Raw genomic sequence first — 20,120 nt, forward strand, 5'->3', positions numbered from 1 at the left:
ACGGCCTGAGAAGGGGGCGAACAATGCGGGTGCTCCGCACCATCCTCGGAATGCTGCTGCTGACCGCCGGCCTGCCGGCGCTGCTCGCCGGGGCCGGACTGTGGGCGGCCATGCAGCACCGCGACGCGGGCGGCGCCTACAGTGCCTCGTTGCAACGCATGACCACCCCCGGCTACGCGTACGTCGTCGAGGACGTGGACCACCTCCTGAGGTCCGACGCCCCCTTCACCCGCCTCGGCAGCTCCCGGCTCGGCATCGCCGCCGGCACCCCCGACGGGCCCGCGTTCGTCGGCCTCGCCCCGGCCGACCAGGTCTCCCGCTACATGGCCGGAGTCCCGCACAGCACGGTCGACACGGTCGACATCGGAACCGGCGCCCTGCCGGTCGCCACCACCGTGGTGGCCGGGCTCCACGCACCGGTCACCGTCCCGGGCGACATGAACTTCTGGACGCGTACGGGCATGGGCCGGCTCTCGTGGGAACCGGGCGAGTTGCGCGGCCACGCGTACAGCCTGGTCATCATGAGCCCCGGCGCGAAACCCGGCCTCCAGGTCGCGGCCGTCGCCGAACTACGCCCCAGCTGGATCGACTCCAGCACCTGGGGCCTGCTCACCCTCGGCACCCTGCTGCTCATGGTCGGCCTGATCCTGCTGGCCTGGCCGCCCGCCCGCCGCGAGGTCGTCTACATCGTCGAACCCAGCCAGGTCCCGGCCCTGATGAAGGCCATCAGCGCGCAAATCCCGGTCAACCGGCTCCGCGCGGCCGGCGCCCACCGCCCCCGCACCCTGGCCGAAGCCCAGAAGGCCGACTTCCCGGCCCTGCCCGCGGCGATGCCGTGGCCACCCCCGGCCGTCCCGGCCACGGCGATGCCGCCGACCCCCGCCGAATACGCGGCGGCCACCGCCATCCCGGCCGGCGAACGCGTGCCGTCGCCGGGAGAGCCGCTGAGCTTCTTCGGGACACCGGTCGTTGCCCCGGCCGCGGAACCCGGCAACGCCCCGGCGGGCGACCCGCTCTTCGGCCGCCGGAACCGCCGGCCGGAGCCGGCACCCGACGACCTGCCCCTGTTCCAGGCGTCGGCGGTGGGAGCCTGGGTAGCCGAGACGGCACCTCAGCGGGCCCGCGAGGCCGAGGCGACGGCGGCGGCCCGGCTGGCCGAGGCGGCCCGCAACCGGGCCGCGGCGGCCCCGTCACCGGAGACCGCACGACCCGAGGGCAGCCGTCCGTCGCCCGTCCCGGCCGCCGCGGGCGATGTTGCCGGCGCCACGACGGCCGGGGCACTCGACGCCGCCGCCGCGATGCGCGAAGCCTCTGAGCAGGACGAACGCGGCGTGGCGGCGGACACCGCCACGGCGACCGGGCAGACCGGCGATGATGCGGCCGAGTCCGGTTCGGTCGCTGAGTCGCAGCCGGTCACCGCCGGTCTGCGGCGGGCGGCCCCGGACCTGATCGAGGCCGGAAAGTCCTCGGCCGGCGCGGGCGGGCCGGCCGCCGAGGAACCCGCCCCGGCCGACGAGAAGGTGGCCAAACGCGGCCGGACGTCCCGCCCGAAGAAGCAGGACCGCCCGTCCGCCGAGGCCGCCGAACCGGCCAAGGCCACGGGACGTCATGGCGCCAGCGAAACCGCGGATCGGGCCGCCCGTTCGGCAACCGAGAGCGGGAAAACCGCAGCCGATCTCGCCGAGGCCGGCAAGGAGCCGGCCGAGAGCGAATCGACCGAATCCGGGCCGGCTGAGCGCAAGGCAAGTGAGAATACGGCGGCTCAGAAGAACGCAGCCGGCGGCTCGGCGGCAGTGAAAGAGCCCGCTGAGGAACCTGCTGGGCGCAAGGCAAGTGAGAACGTGCCGGCCCCCGCCGGGGAGAAGGAACGCGCCGAGAAGGATTCCGCCAACCACGGCTCGGCCGAAATGGCAACAACTAAGGACTCGGCGACCGAGCCGGCAGCGCCTTCGTCGGCAGCGCCTTCGCCGGCAGCGGCCGAGCGGGCCGCGACCGAATCCGCGGCCGCCGAAAGGGCGGCTGCCGAGCGCAAGGCCGCCGAATCCGCGGTGGCCGATAGGGAAGCCGCTGAACCTAAGTCAACGGCAGGCGAGAAGGAGACCGCTGAGCGCAAGGCCATCGAAACTGCGGTGACCGAGAAGGAAGCCGACGGGCGTACGGAAGTTGAAGGTGCGGCCAAGAAAGACGCCGCCGAGCGCAAGGTCGCCCAGACTCCGGTGGCGGAGAAGGAAGCCGCCGAGCCCAAGGCGGCCGAGGTCCCGGCCGTCGGAAAGCAGCCCGCCGAACGCAAGGCCGCCGAGGCGGCGGCAGCCGAGAAGGCGGCAGGCGAACGGGCGGCGGCTCATCGGGCGGATGACGACGAGGCCGGTAAGCAGCGGGACGACGAGGACGGACCGGGTCGTTCCGGCGGTTCGCGGCGGGACCGTCGGAGCCGGCCCACGCCGCCCGGCGGCGGCGCGGGCGGACTGCAGACCGAGAGCCTCGCGGCCGCCTACGCCGCGGGCGCCGCGGATGCGCGCGCCGCGCGGGGCAACTTCACCCGGGCGCCGGAGGAAGAGCGGGTCGGCAGCGGTGCTCGCCGGCCTTCCCCCGGGCCAGGCGCTCGGCAGGCGGTGCACCCGTCGCACCAGCTGGTCTCGGTAGTGACGGGCCCGGCCGCCACCGACTGGTCGGCGACCGGCCTGACCCGGGCCGATTCACCGCGGGTCGGCCGGCCCATGCCGGAACCCTCCGCTCCCGCCACCGACAAGTCACGCTCAGGTGCCGGCGACACCCGGCCGGAAGGCGCGCAGGGCAGCCACGGTCCGGCTTGGACGCCGGTGCGCCCTTCGGTACGCCCGGAGTCCTCACCAGATAACGAGGAGCCCAAGCCCGCCACCGCCGGTCGCCACAGCACCGACCGCAGCCCCGGGTTCAAGTCGGAGCCCGAGGCGTCCGGTGTTGCCCCCACCCATCCCGCGAACGGCACCAACCCGGCCCGCTCCACCTCCAGCTCGATCGCTGGAACTCCCGGAGCAGCCCCGTCCAACCAGCCGACCAGCCCGGTCGACACGGCTCCGGCCGTCCCCCGCCCGGCGCCGACCCACCCGGTCGGCCCCCAACGCCCGGCGGTCCCGTCCCCCGCAAGGCCGTCCGGCCCCGACCAACCGGCCCGCCCCGAACCGGGCTCCACCAACGTCCCCGCCTCAACCCAGTCGGCGACCGGCGCCCCGACCCCAACCCGCCCGCAGCCGGGCCCGACCCCGCAGCCGGGCCAGCCAGGCGCAGCTCGCCCAACCGCGAATCAGCCCCCATCAGCCCAGCCGCTTTCGGGTCAGCCCGGTTTCACGCGGTCGTCCTCGGGCCCGCTGGTACCCCCGGCGGGTCAGCCCGGCTCGGGTGAGAGTGCGTCGGATCGGGTGGGCGTGATTCGCCCGGCGTCGGGTCAGCCGAACTCTGTCTCTCGGCCGAGCAGGCCGAGCCCTCGCCCGACATCCGGCGATTCAGTTTCCGGTCACGGACAGCCCCATACGACCCCGCCCTCGCCCGACCGGCAAGCGGCTGTCCGGCCGTCGTCGGGGCACCCTGGCGTAACTTCGCTGTCCCAGGGCCAGCCGGGTGCCGCACCCGAATCGGACCAGCCGCGAGCCACATCCGTGTCGCCCGGCCTGCCGGGCGCCGCACCCGCATCGGGTCAGTCCGGTGCCGCGCCTGCGTCGGGTCAGCCGGATGCGACTCGGCCGCAATCCGCGACGCCGGCCTTCGCCCGGCCGTCATCGCCGCGCGTGGCGCCGATGCCGTCGGAGCAGCCGAGTTCACCCCAGCCGTCGGGCCAGCCCGGCGCGGAAGGACATCGGGCAACGGCCCTGCCGCCGGGTCGCCCCGGCACCGCCCAGTTGGGGGCGGCTCAGCCGTTCGGGCGTCCGGCCGGCGGCCAGCCGTCGAGCTACCCGGGTGCGGCCCGGACCCCGGGCCACCCGAGCCCGGCCCAGCCCGGGGCGGCGCAGACGCCGGGCCAACAGGCCTCCGCCCGGACGCCAGGTCCCCTCGACCCGGCCCACTCACCAGAGCAGACCGGAACGGCTCAGCCGTCAGGTCACCCGGGCGCGTCCCAGGCGCCGAGCCAGTTCGGGGCGGCTCAGATTTCCGGGCGCCCGGCCTCGACTCAGTCGCCGGGCCGCGTCGGCGCCGGTCAGTCGCCGGGCCATCCGGGCGCGGACCAATTGCCGGGTCATGTGGACGCCGGTCAGTCGGCGGGTCATATCGGTGTGGATCGGACGCCGGGTCGTGTGGGCGCTAGTCAGTCGTCGGGATACTCGGGCGCGGTCGCGTCGGCGGGGCGGCCGGGAGCGGTCCTGCCACCGGGTCATGCGGGCGCGGCTCAGGCTTCGAACCAAGCGGGTGCGGGTCGGCCGGGAGCCGCTCCGGCCGGGGGACCGGTGGGTGCAGGTCAGTCGATGGGCCAGGCCGGCGCGGTGCGAGGGTCGGAGCGGTCGGGAGCGGCTCCGGCGCCAGGTCCGGCAGGTGCGCCGCAGTTGGCGGGGCGCTCAGGCGTGACCGAGCTGTCGGGTCAGTCGGGACCGGTGCAGTCGCCGGGCCGGCCAGGCGTGAATCCGGCGCTGGGACAGTCGGGGCCGGGGCATCCGGCATCGGGACAGGGGGCTTCGGGCGGTTCGATCACGGCCGGGCAGGCGGGGGCAGCGCCTGGCGTTGCCGGAACCCCCAGCCGTGGCGTTGAGGCGGCCAGCGGTGAGGCTGGGGTGGCTGAAGGTGGTGCTGGAGCGAACCGTTCTGAGCCCGGGGCGACCAGCGATGTTGCCGGGGCGATCAGCGGGGGCGCCGGGGCTGGACATGGGGCAGAGGCCGTCGAGGAACTGGGCGGCCGAGGGGATGGCGCGGCCTGGGAGGTTCGGGTTGATGGGCCTCGGCCTACGGCCGCTTCGGTGATCGCGCGGGTTCTGGGGCAGGGGACGCCGGCGACGGTGGCCAGTGACTGGATGCGGGTGCAGGCCGAGCCTACGCAGGCGATTCACCTGGTTATTCCGGGTCATCCGGCGGCGGCCCGGGCTCGGGCCGAGAGCAGCGAGGCCGACGGGCTCATCGACACGGGGGAGACGGTCGCCGCGGAGCCGTTGGAGAGTATCGGCGACCTTACCGGGCCGGCCGGGCACGTCGAGGTCGGGCGGCCGGGGAAGGCTGAGTCGGTGGGAGTGGAGAGCCGGCTGTTCGCGCAGGCGCAGGGGCGGGTGGACGGGACGTTCACGCCTAGCCACACGACGGCGCGGCCGGTGGGGGTGGGGCTGGGGCGGCCGGCGCCGGCCGCCTGGCGGAAGGCGGCCGAGTCGATGGCGGCTCGCGCGGCCGGGCTCGCGGCGCCGGAGAGCAAGACGCCCGAGAGCAAGAGGCCGGAGAGCAGGACCTCCGAGAGCAAGAGGCCGGAGAGCAGGACGCCCGAGAGCAGGACACCGGAGAGCAGGACACCGGAGAGCAGGACACCCGAGAGCAGGACGTCGGAGAGTAGGACGCCCGGGAGCAAGACGTCGGAGAGTAGGACGTCGGAGGGTGAGACGTCTGAGGCTGGCAAGTCGACGACTGCCAAGACTCGCGCTGCTCGCGCCACGAAGAAGGCGGACGCTGAGGCGGTGGTCGAGCACGCCGCGCGTACCTCCAAAGCGAAAGCGGACGCCGAGAGCGTGACCAAACGCCGGTCGTCCGCGAAAGCGGACGTCGATGCGGGCGAGGCCTACGGTGCCCGCACGGTCGGGGCTAAGCCGGCGGCCGTGGCCAAGCCCGGGGCCGTGGCCAAGCCGGCGACCGTGGCCAAGCCCGCGGCCGGGACAAAACCGACGCCCGCCGCAAAGCCCGCCACCACCCGGTCGACGCCGGCCAAGCCCACGGCGACGCCGGCCAAGCCCGCGGCGGTGCCGGCCAAGCCCGCGGCGGTGCCGGCCAAGCCCGCGGCCGGAAGCGTCCGGGCCGCCACGCCCGCCCGGTCCGCGGCCGGGAATGCGACGCCGGGCCGTTCCGCGCAAGGCACCTCGGCCGCCGGCAAGCCAAGTGGCGAGGCCGCGAGTAAGGGCACCCGGGCGAGTTACCGCGATGAGGCGGCCGAGTTGCTGTCCGGGACTACGCCGCGGCGCCGGCGGCGGACCGCGGCCGAGGCGGAGGCGGCGGCCGAGAAGCTACGTCGCCGCGGCGGGGGCCCTTTGCCAGGCTGACCTGCGGAAGCGGAAGCATGAAAGGGCCCTCCACGCTGCCGACGTGGAGGGCCCTTTACCGGGGGAAACGGAGTAACCGAAGGGGGGCTTCGTCCGTTATCTCCAGTTTAGCCAATGATCGCCGGAACAGGGAAGTCCCCTCCTCAAAGCCGACAAATCGCACCGGCGTCCGGATCCTGCCCGCGGAGGGAGGTGACGCCGTTCCCGCCTGCTCCGGCGTAGGCTGTCGGCGTGGCTGATCATTTGGTGTGGATCGACTGTGAGATGACCGGTCTCGACCTCGGCAAAGACAAGCTGATCGAGGTCGCGGCGCTGGTCACCGATCCCGACCTGAACATTCTGGGCGAGGGCGTCGACCTGGTCATCCACGCCGATGACGCCGCGCTCGACGCGATGCCGCCGGTGGTGCGCGACATGCACGCCAAGTCCGGTCTGACCGAGGAGGTCCGGCGGTCGACGGTCACGATGACCGAGGCCGAGGAGATCGTGCTGGCCTATGTCAAGGAGTTCGTGCCCAACCCGCGCACGGCCCCGCTCTGCGGCAACTCGATCGCCACCGACCGGGGCTTCCTGGCCCGGGACATGCCGGCGCTCGACTCGTTCCTGCACTACCGCATGATCGACGTGTCGTCGATCAAGGAGTTGTGCCGCCGGTGGTACCCGCGGGTCTACTTCGGTCAGCCGGCCAAGGGGCTCGCCCACCGGGCGCTCGCCGACATCCGCGAGAGCATCCGTGAGCTGGAATATTACCGCCGGGCGATCTTCGTGCCGCTGCCCGGCCCGGACGTCGAGGCGGCGAAGGCGATCGCCGCCGAGCTGATCGGGGAGTAAGCCGAGCTGATCGGGGAGTAAGGGGAGTAGGGGAGCGGGGGGAGTAAAGGCCGCTGAGGGTCATCCGGGCGCGCCGGTAACCCGCTCGACGACCCGGCGCGAGATCCCGCTATGATGGTCCAGCACCGCAAGGTGCACATGGTGGTCGTAGCTCAGTTGGTAGAGCACCGGGTTGTGGTCCCGGGGGTCGCGGGTTCGAGTCCCGTCGGTCACCCCAAGTTGGAAGTGAAGCTGAGCGCCCTGCGGGGCGCTCAGCTTTTTTGCTGGTGCGTGAGGCCGGACACCGCGGCCCGCATCGGAAACTATGTGCTCAGCAACCGCAAGCGTACCTAAAAGCCCAGCTCAAAGCGGTAACGTCGGATCGCAGCGAGACGGGGGTCGCGGGAGTGGGAACGCCGGCGTCGGCGGTGGTGCGCCGCCATTACGTGTGGCTGCTCTGCGTGCTGATCGTCGCCGGCGCGGCCCAGCTGGCCGGGGGCCTCGTGCTGCTGGCCCGGTTCGACCGGCAGGTGGGGCGGTTCGACCGGGCCGAGAGCGCCCACATGGTCATGCTGCAGTCGATGACCGACGCCGAGACCGGTCTGCGCGGCTGGCAGCTGACCGGCGAGCAGCTCTACCTCGAGCCTTACCAGGCCGGCGTGCAGAATTTTCCGGCCGCCGCCCGCCAGGTGCTGACCGACGTCGGCGATCCCGAGCTGCGGACCCTGGTCGACGCGGAGGAGTCCGCGGCCGACGAGTGGCTGAACGACTTCGCAGCCCCGACCGTCGCCACCTCGGCCCGCTATGCGGATGTCGGGCAGGGGAAGGCGCTTTTCGACGCGTACCGGGAACGGCACGCCGCCGCGAGCGCGGCGCTCACCGCGAGTCGCCGCCAGGCGGCGCGGTCCTTCCGGGTGTCGAGCACGGCGACGCAGGGTGCGCTGGCCGGGTTGACGCTGGTCGCGGTGCTGGTCACCGTGCGCTTGGGCGTACGCACGCAGCGCCTGCGCGAGGAGCAGCGGCGCTACCTGGGTGAGGTGCTCGACACGCTGACGATCGGTGTCGTGGCGGCGGCGGCCGACGGCTCGATCGTGTGGATCAACCGGGCGGCGCGGGACGGGATCGAGCAGATGCTGCCGAGCCATGTCGACGAGTTCGACCGGGCGCTGGAGCGGACCGGTGCCCAGCCCGCCGAGGGGCATCCGCTGCGGGTGGCGCTGGCCGGTCACTCGATTCGGGGGCGCGAGATGACCTATGTGCCGCCGGGGCGTCCGCCGATCGAGGTGATGGTCGACGCCGGGCCGCTGCGCGACGAGCGGGGGGAGATCATCGGCGCGGTCGCCTCCCGGTACGACATCACGGCGCTGCGGGAGCGGGAGGCCGAGCTGACCGCGTTCGCCGGGGTCGTCGCGCACGACCTGCGGGCGCCGCTGGCCGCGATCGCCGGGCACATCGAGCTGCTCGAGCAGGATCTGGACGCGATGGACGAGCTGGACGAGTTCCGTTACACGCTCGATCGCGTACGCAACAGCGCCGACCGGATGTGCCGGCTGATCGACGACCTTCTCGCCTATGCCACGGCCCGGGACGCGCCGTTGCGCCTGGAGCCGGTCGACCTGAGTGAGGTCGTCGACGAGGTCGTGCACGAACGTACCGCGCACCTCAGGAAGGATCGGGCGCCGCGCATCGAGGCCGGTCCGCTGCCGACCGTGCGCGCCGACCCGGCGATGATCCGCCAGATGATGGACAACCTGATCGGCAACGCGATCAAGTACACCCGGGACAGCGAGCCGGCCCAGGTGCGGATCACCGCCGACCGGCTGGACGACGCGTGGGCCGAGATCCAGGTGTCGGACCGGGGCATCGGCATCCCGAGTGATCAGCGTACGTCGATCTTCGAGTCGTTCTCGCGGGCGCACCGCGGGCAGTCCTATGCGGGCACCGGTCTGGGCCTGGCGATCTGTCGCCGCGTGGTGGACCGGCACGGGGGAACCATCAGCGTCGATGACAACCCGCTCGGCGGGGCGAGGTTCCACATCGTGCTCCCGACCGAGCCCGGCGAATAGGTCCCCTTATTACAGGGCCTCAGTCGAAACCTTGCAATAACTTGTTTCGATATTGCGTCCGTGTGTCGTAGCGGTTACGGTCCCCCTAGCCCCAACCGCGCCTCCCGCGTCCTCCCAAGACAGACCCGGCGCGGCATCCCCCGTTTGCTCCGTCGAAAGTGAGCAACACATGTCCAGAAGTAGGCTCGGCGCCGCCGTACTCGGCACGGCGCTTGTCGCCTCCGGGATCGGCGCGCTTGCTGCCGCGAGCCCGGCCCTCGCCGCCGCCACCGGTGGCGTGGGCGCCACCCTGCCCTACGTGGAGGTTCAGGCCGAGAACTCGGCGACGTCGGGCTCGGTGATCGGCCCGTCCGCCGTCTACGGCACGCTGGCCGACGAGGCGTCGTACCGCAAGGCGGTGACCCTCTCCTCCGGCCAGTACGTCGAGTTCACCACGCCTGTGGCCACCAACTCGATCGACTTCCGCTACAGCATCCCGGACACCTCGGGCGGCTCGGTCTACACGACGCCGATCAACTTCTCGATCAACGGAGCCGCGTCGTCGGCGTTCACGCTGACCAACGCGTACAGCTGGTACTACGGCGGCTACCCGTTCACCAACCAGCCGGGCAGCAACCAGCACCACTTCTACGACGAGACGCACCGGCTGTTCTCGACTTCGTATCCGGCCGGCACCAAGTTCCGCCTGACCGCGACGTCGAACACCACGATCGACTTCGCCGACTTCGAGAACGTGGCCGGCGCGCTCTCCCAGCCGAGCGGCTCGGTCAGCGTGACCAGCAAGGGCGCCGACCCGACCGGCGCGGCCGACTCGACCGCCGCGTTCAACTCGGCGATTCAGGCCGCGGGCGCCGGCGGCACGGTCTTCATCCCCGAGGGCACGTTCAAGATCCCGGGACACATCGCGGTCAACAACGTGACGATCAAGGGCGCCGGCATGTGGCGCTCGACGGTCACCGGTGCGGCCCCCGGCTTCTACGGCAACGACGCGCCCAACGCGAGCACCAACGTGCACCTGTCCGACTTCGCGATCTTCGGCGACGTGCAGGAGCGCAACGACGGCGCCCAGGTCAACGGCATCGGCGGCGCGATGAGCAACTCCACCGTCGACCGGCTCTGGATCGAGCACGACAAGGTCGGCGCCTGGATGGACGGCCCGATGGACAACCTGGTGTTCTCCGGCATGCGGATCCGGAACACCACCGCCGACGGCATCAACTTCCACAAGGGCGTGACCAACTCCAAGGTCACCAACAGCGACCTGCGCAACCTCGGTGACGACGGCCTGGCGACCTGGGCCGACTCGGTGGCCGACGCGAACGACTCGTTCGACCACAACACGGTGCAGTACCCGATCCTGGCCAACGGCATCGCGATCTACGGCGGTCACGACAACTTCGTCACCGACAACCGGGTGATCGACTCGGGCCTCACCCAGGGTGGCGGCATTCACGTTGCCCAGCGCTTCGCCTCGACCACCCTCGGGCGTACGGACGTGCTGCGCAACACGCTGATCCGGGACGGCAGCCTCGACCCGAACTGGCAGTTCGGCGTCGGCGCGCTGTGGTTCGACGCCCGGGACGCCGCGATGAGCGGCCTGGTCAACGTCGACAACATCCTGATCCAGCAGAGCCCGTTCGAGGCGATCCAGTTCGTTTCCGGCTCGAGCATCACCAACGTGAAGATCAACAACGCGACGATCCAGAACACCGGCACCTGGGTCATCCAGGAGCAGGTCGGCGGCTCGGCGACGATCAGCAACAGCACCGCCACCGGCACCCAGGCGCCCGGCGCGGTCTACAACTGCGGCGTCGGCTTCACGCTCACCGACGGCGGCGGCAACTCCGGCATCACCTCGCCGACCGCGTGCACCAACATCAGCAACCCGGCGTTCCCGCCGTACCTGCCGGACAACGGCTCGCTGATCTCGATCAGCCCGACCGCGGTCGGCTTCGGCTCGGTCGCGACCGGTGCCACCAGTGCCGCCCAGTCGGTCACGATCACCAACAGCGGCTCGTCCGCGGCGCCGGTCACCGCGGTCAGCACGACCGGTGACTTCTCGCAGACCAACACCTGCGGCACCAGCATCGCCGCCGGCTCGTCCTGCGTGGTCAGCGTCAAGTTCGCCCCGACCGCGGCCGGCTCGCGCAGCGGCAACCTCACGGTGACGGCGAGTGGCATCACCAACACCGTGCCGCTGTCCGGCACCGGCGTCGCCCCGGGCCCGATCCTCAACCCCAACCCGAGCAGCCTGAGCTTCGCCGGCACGATCGTCGGCAACACGGCGGCCGCCCAGACGGTCACGGTGACCAACTCCGGCACGACGAGCGCCACTGTCTCGGGCGTGACCGCGAGTGGTGACTTCTCGCAGACCAACAACTGCGGCACCCTCGCGGTCGGTGCCTCCTGCACGGTCACCGTCTCCTTCAAGCCGACCACCGGCGGTACGCGGACCGGCTCCGTCTCGATCGCCAGCAACGCCAACAACAGCCCGACCGCGATCGCCCTGACCGGCAGCGGCATCGGCAGCACCACCAACATCGCGGCCGGCCGCCCGGCCACCGCGAGCAGCCAGGTCAACGCCACCCAGGCCGCGACCACGGCGACCGACGGCGACGCCAACACCTACTGGGAGAGCACGAACGGCGCGTTCCCGCAGTGGCTGCAGGTCGACCTCGGCGCCACGTACGCGATCGGTAAGGTCACCCTGAAGCTGCCGCCGTCGACCGCGTGGGCCACCCGCACCCAGACCCTGTCCGTGCAGGCCAGCACCAACGGCTCCTCGTTCAGCGACGCGGTCGGCTCGGCCACCTACACCTTCAACCCGGCGTCGGCCAACACCGTCAACATCACGGTGCCCGGCACCAGCGCCCGCTACGTGCGGGTCAACATCACCGCCAACTCGGGCTGGGCGGCCGGTCAGATCGGCGAGTTCGAGGTCTACCCGAGTGGTGGCGGCACGACCGACCCGACGGCGTCGCTGAGCGCCAGCCCGGCCTCGCTCACCTTCGCCAGCCAGGCGCTGAACACCACCAGCTCGGCGCAGGCGGTCACCGTCCACAACTCGGGCACCGCGGCCGCCACCGGCGTGGGCGTCTCGGTCAGCGGGGACTTCTCGCAGACCAACACCTGTGGCACGTCGATCGCGGCCGGGGCGTCCTGCACGGTCAACGTCAGCTTCCGGCCGGCCGCTTCCGGAACGCGTACGGGAAGTGTCTCGATCGCCGGCAGCGCGCCGGTGACCGTCAGCCTCACCGGCACCGGTGCCGGAGGCACCACGAACACCAACCTCGCCGCCGGCAAGCCGACCAGCGAGTCCAGCCACAACGACGTCTACCCGTCGTCGAACGTGACCGACGCCGACCAGAACACCTACTGGGAGAGCGCCAACAGCGCCTTCCCGCAGTGGGTCCAGGTCGACCTCGGCTCGGCCCAGAGCGCGAGCCGGGTCGTGCTGACCCTGCCCGCCGGCTGGGGTGCCCGCAACGAGACGCTGTCGCTGCAGGGCAGCACGGACGGCAGCAACTTCAGCACGGTGAAGGCGAGTGCGAGCTACGCCTTCAACCCGTCCGCCAACAACATCGTCACCATCACGTTCCCGGCTACGACGCAGCGCTTCTTCCGGCTCAACGTCACCGCCAACAGCGGATGGCCGGCCGGCCAGATCTCGGGCTTCCAGGTCTGGAACAGCTGAGCCGTCTGGAACAGCTGAGCCACTGAGCAAAGGGACGGCCGTCGCCCGAAAAGGGCGGCGGCCGTCCGAATTGATTCCGGCGGAATGCAGAAATCGCATTTGCCGGGCGCCCGGTCAGCGCTTGTGGTAACCGCTCCCGTTGCCGGCGGCGCCCGGCGTGGGGTAGCCCGCGCCGGCCGAGTTGCCGGTGACGGCCGGCGGCGGGGTGACGGCCGGCTTGTGGTGCGTCCTGGTCTTGGTCTTGTTCTTGTTGACGACGTTGACGACGATGACCGTCGGGCGGTCCTGGCGGTCGTGCCGGCGGAAGCCGAAGTCGTCGCCGAAGAACCCGAAACTGTCATCGCGGAAGCCGAAACGGTCGCCGAAGCGGTCACCGAAACGGTTGCCGAAGTGGTCGCCGAAGAACCCGCGGTCGCCGAAGCCGGGCCCGTCGCAGGGGCGGTGGTTCGTTGCCGCCTGCGCGGCGGATCCCGACAGGAGAAGCGCACCGGCGGCCACGACGCCGGCGAAGACGGTCTTGAACAACTTTGACGACATGCTGCGACTCTTCTCAACTCGATGAATGGACGACGAATTCGCTGAATCGTCCAGCGGCTGAACGATCATGAGTCGCGCGAAGGTGCGCTTTAAATCGCCATTACTACAACCGGGATAAGACGGGGGTAGCTCGATCGAGGGCTAATGCGGCAATTGGCAGTATTTATGCGGGACGCGGGGGAGCATGCCCGCCACCCAGCAAGCCAAGCAACGCCTGCTCCGCGGCGCGGTCCATCCGCGGCGGCGCCCGCACGTGTGGCTGGTCCCGGCCGACCTGACGGTCGACGATCTGGCGGCGTCGCTGCGGGCCGCGGGGTTCGAGGCGCCGTTCAGGTCCTGTTGCGGAGCCTTTCCATCACGTCCGGCGACGGCCAGCCCTCGACCCGGTAGCGGGGCGGGGCGAGCAGCGGCTCCGGCTGGAGGTCGACCTCCTCCGCGACCACCGGCCAGGGCACCTGCAGCTCGACCGCGCCGTTGCGGGCGAAGACGATCGACCGTGCGGCCGGCAGCAGCGTGGCGATCCCGTCGACCCAGGTCGCCACGGTCTCGGCCGGCCCGTCGGGCGGGGCCACCGCGAGCAGCTCACCGACGTGCACGTCGATGCCGGCCTCCCGGTACTGGCTGGTCAGCCACGCGGTCTGGGCGCCGTACTCGCTCGCCGCGAGGATCGCCTGGGCCCGCCGCACCGCGATCTCGTGCGGGTGCCCGGGCGGCGGCGAGTAGGGCACCGTACGCCCGTCCGGGCCGGCCACGTAGCCGACCGGGGAGACGCTGCGGGTCGCCTCGGTGAAGTGCTTCTCGACCAGTTCGTAGAGCGGGCCCAGGTCGTCCGGCGGGGAGCAGAGCACCAGCGTGTGATTGTCCGGGGCGAAGGCCATGACCGGCGCGCCGAGCCGTTCGCTCACCCCGGCCAGCCAGCCCGGCGCGAGCAGCAGCGAGGTGAAGTACGCGTCCCCGTCGTCGATCATCGTGATCATCGCGGAGCCGCCGTCGTTCTCCCACGGCCCGTCGAGCGACCGCGCGGCGATCCCGGCCAGGTTCTCCCGGGCGGCGGCGAACACCTCGTCGGCGGTCACCTCCCACTCCGGCAGGCGGGCCGCGGTCACGTACGCCATGGCCTCCTTGTGGTCGACCACCACCAGTTCGTGCAGGAACGGAAACGCCGGGCGGGACAGCGGCGGCTGCATCCCGGGCGGCCCGGCCTGCCCGAACGTCTGCCCGCGCAGCACCGGCCGCAGCCGCTCGCGGACGGCCTCCCAGTTGTCCTCCGACCGGGGCGCCGTCATGATCCGGACCAGCTGCTCCAGGCGCTCCTTGCGGCGGGCGGCCGGCACGTCGGCCGCTTCCTGATAGATGTTCGACAGGTAGAGCCAGGCCGCCGTGCCACCATCTTCGCGATAGAGCGCGATCGCGAACTTGTCCGGGTGGTAGGTCGCGCTGCGCACGCCGGGCATCCGGCGCACGATCCGCAGCGCCTGAGCGGCGAACCGCTGGCGCGAGGGTCGCAGATGCGACTTGAACCATGCCACCGGCGCACGGTAACCGATCATCGCACCCGGGTGCTGACCGATAGCGGCCAGAATGGGGGCATGGAATCCACGGAATACGACCTGATCGTGCTGGGTGCCGGTCCGGTCGGCGAGAACATCGCCGACCGCGCGGTCAAGGGCGGGCTCACCGCCGCGCTGGTCGAGCACGAGCTGGTCGGCGGCGAATGTTCGTACTGGGCCTGCATGCCGTCCAAGGCGCTGCTCCGATCGGGCCAGGTGCTGCGGGCGGCCCGGGCGGTGCCCGGCGCGGCCGAGGTGACGCGGGGCGGCGTCGACGTGCGCGCGGTCCTGAAGCGCCGCGACGCTTTCGCGTCGAATTGGAACGACGAGGGCCAGGTGCAATGGGTCGAGGGAGCGGGCATTTCTCTCGTACGCGGTCACGCCCGCCTGTCCGCACCGAAGCAGGTGACCGTGACCGACGCCGACGGCACCGAGACGGTCCTGACCGCCCGGCACGCGGTGGCCGTCTCCACCGGCTCCGACGCGCTGGTGCCCGACATCGACGGGCTGGCCGAGGCCGACCCGTGGACCAGTCGCGAGGCGACCAGCGCCCAGGAGGTGCCGGCCAGCCTGGCGATCATCGGGGGCGGCGTGGTGGCGACCGAGATGGCGACCGCATACTGCGATCTCGGGTCCGAGGTGACGCTGATCGCCCGGGCCGGGCTGCTCACCGGCACCGAGCCGTTCGCCGGCGAGATCGTCGCCCGGGCGCTGTCCGCCCGCGGCGTGAAGGTGCTGCTCAAGACCCACGCCGTGTCGGTGACGCGGGACGCCGGCGGGGTCACCCTGGCGCTGAGCGACGGCCAGACGATCCGGGCGGAGGAGGTGCTGGTCGCGACCGGCCGCACCCCGCGCAGCAGCGACATCGGCGTCGAGACGATCGGGCTGACCCCGGGCGAGTGGCTGGCGACCGACGACACGATGCGCGTCGAGGGCTTCGACTGGCTCTACGCGTGCGGCGACGTCAACGGCCGCGCTCTCCTCACCCACCAGGGTAAATACCAGGCGCGGGCGTGTGGTGACGTGATCGCGGCGCGGGCGCTCGGCCGGCCGGTCTCGGATGCGCCGTGGGGCACCCACGTCGCCACGGCCGACCACCGCGCGATTCCGCAGGTGATCTTCACCGATCCGGAGGTGGCGACGGTCGGGCTCACCGCCGCGGCGGCGCGCGCCCAGGGGTACGAGATCCGGGTCGTCGACTACGAGATCGGCGACGTCTCCGGCGCCCACCTGCACGCCGACGGCTATCAGGGCACGGCCCGGATGGTGGTCGACGAGAAACACAAGGTGCTGCTCGGGGTGACGATGGCGGGCCCGGATGTGGGGGAGATGTTGCAGGCGGCCAGTTTCGTGGTCGTGGGCGAGATTCCGCTCGACCGGCTCTGGCACGCCGTGCCCGCTTATCCGACCGTCAGCGAGGTGTGGCTGCGGCTTCTCGAAACGTACGGCCGTCCCATTTCTTGACGTCCAGTGATTGGAAATTCAGAAATGGCACTAACGGCCGAGGTGTGCACCCCTCGGCCGTTAGTGTTCATTGTTCGATCAGTGGTGGAACGGCGGGCGGTGCGTCGGCCGGTGGTGGCCGAACGGGCCCCGGTGCGAGCTGACTGAGAGCTGCCATTGGCCGTGGTGGCGGCCGAAGCGGACCAGGTCACAGCCGTGCGAGTCCCAGCGGTCGCGCATCTCGCCGAAGCGACCGGACCGCTCGCACTGCATCCGGCTGTGGAAGTAGCCCTCGACGCGGTCGTGGCCCGGAGCCTTGGCGGCGGTGGTCGTCGAGGCCGACGCCGGCCCGGCGCCCATGGTCAGGCCCGCGACAACAGCCATTCCAGTCATCGCCAGCAGGCGGGTTGCCTTATTCATGGGAATCACCTTCGTTTCTAAATCAAAGATCGGGGGTGTGTGTGCTGATCATATGATCCGTTCGGCATTCGGGCCGGCAGCGACGCGTACACGATAAGGTGACTTCCGGCGGCAAAGTGAGCGAATAGACCGACTGTTTCAGGCATGATCAACAGTTTGTTTGTTTCGGTCCGGCCGCACATTCACATATCGCATTTGAAATGCGGCCCTGAGCTGCGCCGCCCCGGCCGCCGTCCGGCCCGGCCGGACCCGCCGCGGTCCAGGGTGGACGGCTCGAAATCGGTTCGCGATCTTGTCGGCGGTGCCGCGGCGACCCGGAAGACGCCGGTCCATCTGTTGAGCCCCTGAACAGAGCCAAAAATCACAGCAGATCGATGCAACGAACCTTAAGTGCCTGGTCAATCGGGTCAAATCGACAGGTAACGCACCAGGCACACAAAGTTAGGTGCAACAGAACTATCCCCCCAGCCCCTCTTCTCTCCATGTGGACGAGACCCCCTCCCCGGCCGCGGCCCCCTCAGATCCATCCCCGCTCGACCCGGCCCCGCTCCAGCCCGCTCCCGCCCCGCCGACCGCCGCGCTCGCGAACCAGTCGGGCGCCAGCGACCCCGACGACCTGGCCCCTCCGTCGGACCTGGCCCCTCCGTCGGACCTGTCCCCTCCGTCGAGGCGCCCGCGCCGTCGCTGGCGCCGCCTCCTGACCCCGAGCCTGGTCCTCGCCGTCTTCTGGACCGCCGTGGCCGGTGGTGCCGCCGAGGCCTACGTCGAATCCGTCCCCATCCCGGCCGTCCCGCCCCAGCCCCAGGCGTCCGTCCTGTACTACCGGGACGCGCACACGATCCTCGCCCGGGTCGGCGTCACCGATCACAGCGACGTCCCGCTCTCCGACGTCCCCGTTCCCGTACGCCAAGCGGTCCTGACCGCCGAGGACCGGGACTTCTACAACCATCCCGGGGTTTCGCTGCGTGGTGTCCTGCGGGCCGCCGTCGCCGATGTCCAGGGCGGCCGCGAGGGCGCGTCGACGATCACCCAGCAGTACGCCCGGAACGCCTTCCTCACCCAGGACGTCAGCTTCGAACGGAAGACCCGCGAGTTCGCGCTGGCCGTGAACCTGGAGCGGCAGTACTCGAAGGATCAGATCCTCGAGAAATACCTCAACACGATCTACTTCGGGCGCGAGGCGTACGGGATCGCGGCCGCCGCCCACGCCTACTTCGGTGTCACCCCGGATCGGCTCACGTTCGCGCAGGGGGCGGTGCTCGCCGCGGTGATCAAGGACCCGTGGCGGTACGACCCCGACAACGATGCCAAGGACGCCAGGTACCGCTGGGACTGGATCGTGATGTCGGCGCGCGGCCTCGGCTGGGCTCCGGCGGGCGACGTCGCGTACCCGAAAGCGCAGCCGCCGCAGTCGGCCGTCGCCGGACCGAACGGTTTGATCGTCGACCAGGTCGAGCAGGAACTGGCCGGGCACGGCATCAGTTCGCAGCAGCTGCACACGCGGGGCCTGTCCGTGGTCACCACGGTCGACCAGCAGGCCCAGAAGTCCGCTCTGCGGACCGTCAGCACCCAGCTCGGCCAGGAGCCGAAGGGAGTGGAGGCGGCGCTCGTCGCGATCGACCCAGCCGACGGCGGGGTGCGCGCCTACTACGGCGGTGACAAGGGCAGCGGCTACTACGACTACGCGTCCGCTCTGCATCCGGCGGCGTCGACGTTCAAACCGATCGTGCTGGCCGGCGCGCTCACGGAGGGTATCGGCTACCAGTCACGCTGGGACGGCAGCTCGCCGAGAGTCTTTCCGGGGCGTAACGGCGTGCCGTTACGCAACCACGACAACCTGCAGTGCCCGAACTGCACGCTCGAGCAGTCGATGGTCGTCTCGCTGAACACGCCGTTCTACGCGGTCACCGAGCGGATCGGCGCCGACAAGGTGCGTTCGATGGCGGTCCGGCTCGGCATCTCCGACCAGTACGCCGGCCAGAAGTCGATGGTCGACGTGAAGGGCGACCCGAGTCCGGGCAAGACCCGCCCCGACATCGCGATCGGCCGCTACGCGGTGACCCCGGGCGATCTGGCCACGGTCTATGCCACGTTCGCGGCCGGTGGCGTCCGCCAGGAGCGCCACTTCGTGCAGTCGGTGACCGGCTGGAAAGCCCCGGCACCGAAGAACGAGGCGGTGCTGGCCCCGAGCATCGCGGCCGACGTCTCGACCGTGCTGCAGGCGGTCGTGAAGGGCGACAAGGTCGTGCCCGGGCGTCCGGCGGCCGGCAAGACCGGCACCCAGCAGTACCTGAACACCGACGACGACCAGGACGCCTGGATGGCCGGCTACACCCCCGACCTGGCCACCGCGGTCTGGCTCGGGCACGCCAAGCCGGCCCCGCTGCGCGACAAGCAGGGTCAGCCGATCGAGGGCGACGGGGTGCCGGCGAAAATGTGGAGCGCCTTCACCCGGCAGGCGCTCAGCGGCCTTCCGCCGCTGCCGCTGCCGCCCCCGGCCCACGTCGGCCGCAGCGACGTCGGCGACGCCGGCCACACCCACGACGGCGACGGCGAGAACAGCGGCGGCAAGAACCCGGACGAGGTCTCCACCCTGCACGCGGCCGACAGCGGCTACGAACCGGTCGTGCACACGGCGCACTCCGGGAAGCGGCTGGCCCTGACCTTCGACGACGGCCCCTCCGAGTACACCCCGCAGGTGCTCGACCTGCTCGCGAGATACCACATCAAGGCCACGTTCTGCATGGTCGGCGAGAACGTCAGCTGGTACCCCGACACGGTCAAGCGCATCGTCGCCGACGGTCACCGGCTCTGCAACCACTCGATGCACCACGACGACCTGGGCCTGCTCCCGCCGGCCGCCGGCCGGGCCGACATCCAGGGCGACGACGCGCGGATCGAGAAGGCGGCGCCGGGCTCGGTGGTCACCTACTACCGCGCTCCCTACGGCGACTTCGGCCCGACGGCCAAGGTCGCGGCCCAGCTCGGCCACACCCCGCTGGGCTGGCTGGTCGACCCCGACGACTGGAAGCTGCCGGGCGCCACCGTGATCGCCCAGCGCATCGAGCAGCAGCTGACACCGCGGGCGGTCGTCCTGGTCCACGACGGCGGCGGCAACCGCCAGCAGACCATCGACGCCCTGAAGATCCTGATCCCGAGGCTGCTCGACGAGGGGTGGACCTTCGACTTCCCGCAGACCACGGTCGCTGCCCACGCCCCGGCGCCGCCGTCGGCGCCGGCTTCCAGCGGTACGCCCTCAGCGCCGTCCGACGGATCATCGCCGTCCCCGGGCATCAGCGTGAGCGACAGCCCCAGCCCTTCCGATTCGGCCCAGCCGCAGGACTCGGCCGCCCCGCCCGCTCCGCCCGCCCCGCCGGCCCCCGACCCGACCGAATGAGCCGAG

At 71.4% G+C, this 20,120-nt stretch carries 9 protein-coding genes and 1 tRNA gene; 7 read left to right on the forward strand and 3 right to left on the reverse strand.

Going from position 1 to position 20,120, the window contains the following annotated elements; all coding sequences use genetic code 11:
- The first annotated feature begins 23 nt into the window (after positions 1-23).
- The 5 genes from AB0M88_RS21190 to AB0M88_RS21210 all read left to right on the forward strand — a co-directional run bounded on the left by AB0M88_RS21190 (position 24) and on the right by AB0M88_RS21210 (position 12,767).
- Entirely contained in the window at positions 24-6,197 is a 6,174-nt protein-coding gene (locus tag AB0M88_RS21190; RefSeq protein WP_364104569.1) for a hypothetical protein, read from the forward strand.
- 231 nt (positions 6,198-6,428) lie between these two features.
- Positions 6,429-7,028 carry an oligoribonuclease gene (gene orn, locus AB0M88_RS21195; RefSeq protein WP_364104572.1) on the forward strand — a complete coding sequence of 200 codons (600 nt, stop codon included), beginning with the start codon at positions 6,429-6,431 and terminating at the stop codon, positions 7,026-7,028.
- Positions 7,029-7,169: 141 nt separating this feature from the next.
- Positions 7,170-7,245 (forward strand) — tRNA-His (locus tag AB0M88_RS21200).
- A 169-nt stretch (positions 7,246-7,414) separates the two neighbouring features.
- Positions 7,415-9,073, forward strand: coding sequence for an ATP-binding protein (locus AB0M88_RS21205; RefSeq protein WP_364104575.1), 1,659 nt, complete (start codon positions 7,415-7,417; stop codon positions 9,071-9,073).
- Positions 9,074-9,242: 169 nt separating this feature from the next.
- Positions 9,243-12,767, forward strand: a complete 3,525-nt coding sequence (locus AB0M88_RS21210) for a choice-of-anchor D domain-containing protein (RefSeq protein WP_364104578.1) — start codon at positions 9,243-9,245, stop codon at positions 12,765-12,767.
- A 114-nt stretch (positions 12,768-12,881) separates the two neighbouring features.
- Here the strand turns inward: AB0M88_RS21210 and AB0M88_RS21215 are convergent, their stop codons facing one another.
- Positions 12,882-13,304 carry a hypothetical protein gene (locus tag AB0M88_RS21215; RefSeq protein ID WP_364104581.1) on the reverse strand — a complete coding sequence of 141 codons (423 nt, stop codon included), beginning with the start codon at positions 13,302-13,304 and terminating at the stop codon, positions 12,882-12,884.
- Between the two features lie 329 nt (positions 13,305-13,633).
- A complete protein-coding gene (locus AB0M88_RS21220) occupies positions 13,634-14,833 on the reverse strand; it encodes a hypothetical protein (RefSeq protein WP_364104584.1) in 1,200 nt (399 codons plus the stop codon).
- A 60-nt stretch (positions 14,834-14,893) separates the two neighbouring features.
- Here AB0M88_RS21220 and AB0M88_RS21225 point away from each other — a divergent pair, with 60 nt between their 5' ends.
- Positions 14,894-16,318, forward strand: a complete 1,425-nt coding sequence (locus tag AB0M88_RS21225; protein ID WP_364104587.1) for an NAD(P)/FAD-dependent oxidoreductase — start codon at positions 14,894-14,896, stop codon at positions 16,316-16,318.
- Between the two features lie 78 nt (positions 16,319-16,396).
- Here AB0M88_RS21225 and AB0M88_RS21230 read toward each other — a convergent pair whose 3' ends face one another.
- Positions 16,397-16,717, reverse strand: coding sequence for a hypothetical protein (locus AB0M88_RS21230; protein WP_364104590.1), 321 nt, complete (start codon positions 16,715-16,717; stop codon positions 16,397-16,399).
- 484 nt (positions 16,718-17,201) lie between these two features.
- Here AB0M88_RS21230 and AB0M88_RS21235 point away from each other — a divergent pair, with 484 nt between their 5' ends.
- On the forward strand, positions 17,202-20,114 hold the full coding sequence (locus AB0M88_RS21235; protein WP_364104592.1) for a transglycosylase domain-containing protein: 2,913 nt from the start codon (positions 17,202-17,204) through the stop codon (positions 20,112-20,114).
- The last annotated feature ends 6 nt before the right edge of the window (positions 20,115-20,120 follow it).

Source organism: Actinoplanes sp. NPDC051411, assembly GCF_040682075.1.
Taxonomy (GTDB): Bacteria; Actinomycetota; Actinomycetes; order Mycobacteriales; family Micromonosporaceae; genus Actinoplanes.

Coding starts and splice junctions, on each gene's coding strand:
- AB0M88_RS21230 (WP_364104590.1), bottom strand. CDS start 16,717: ATGAATAAGGCAACCCGCCTGCTGGCGATGACTGGAATGGCTGTTGTC.
- AB0M88_RS21190 (WP_364104569.1), top strand. CDS start 24: ATGCGGGTGCTCCGCACCATCCTCGGAATGCTGCTGCTGACCGCCGGC.
- AB0M88_RS21225 (WP_364104587.1), top strand. CDS start 14,894: ATGGAATCCACGGAATACGACCTGATCGTGCTGGGTGCCGGTCCGGTC.
- AB0M88_RS21210 (WP_364104578.1), top strand. CDS start 9,243: ATGTCCAGAAGTAGGCTCGGCGCCGCCGTACTCGGCACGGCGCTTGTC.
- AB0M88_RS21215 (WP_364104581.1), bottom strand. CDS start 13,304: ATGTCGTCAAAGTTGTTCAAGACCGTCTTCGCCGGCGTCGTGGCCGCC.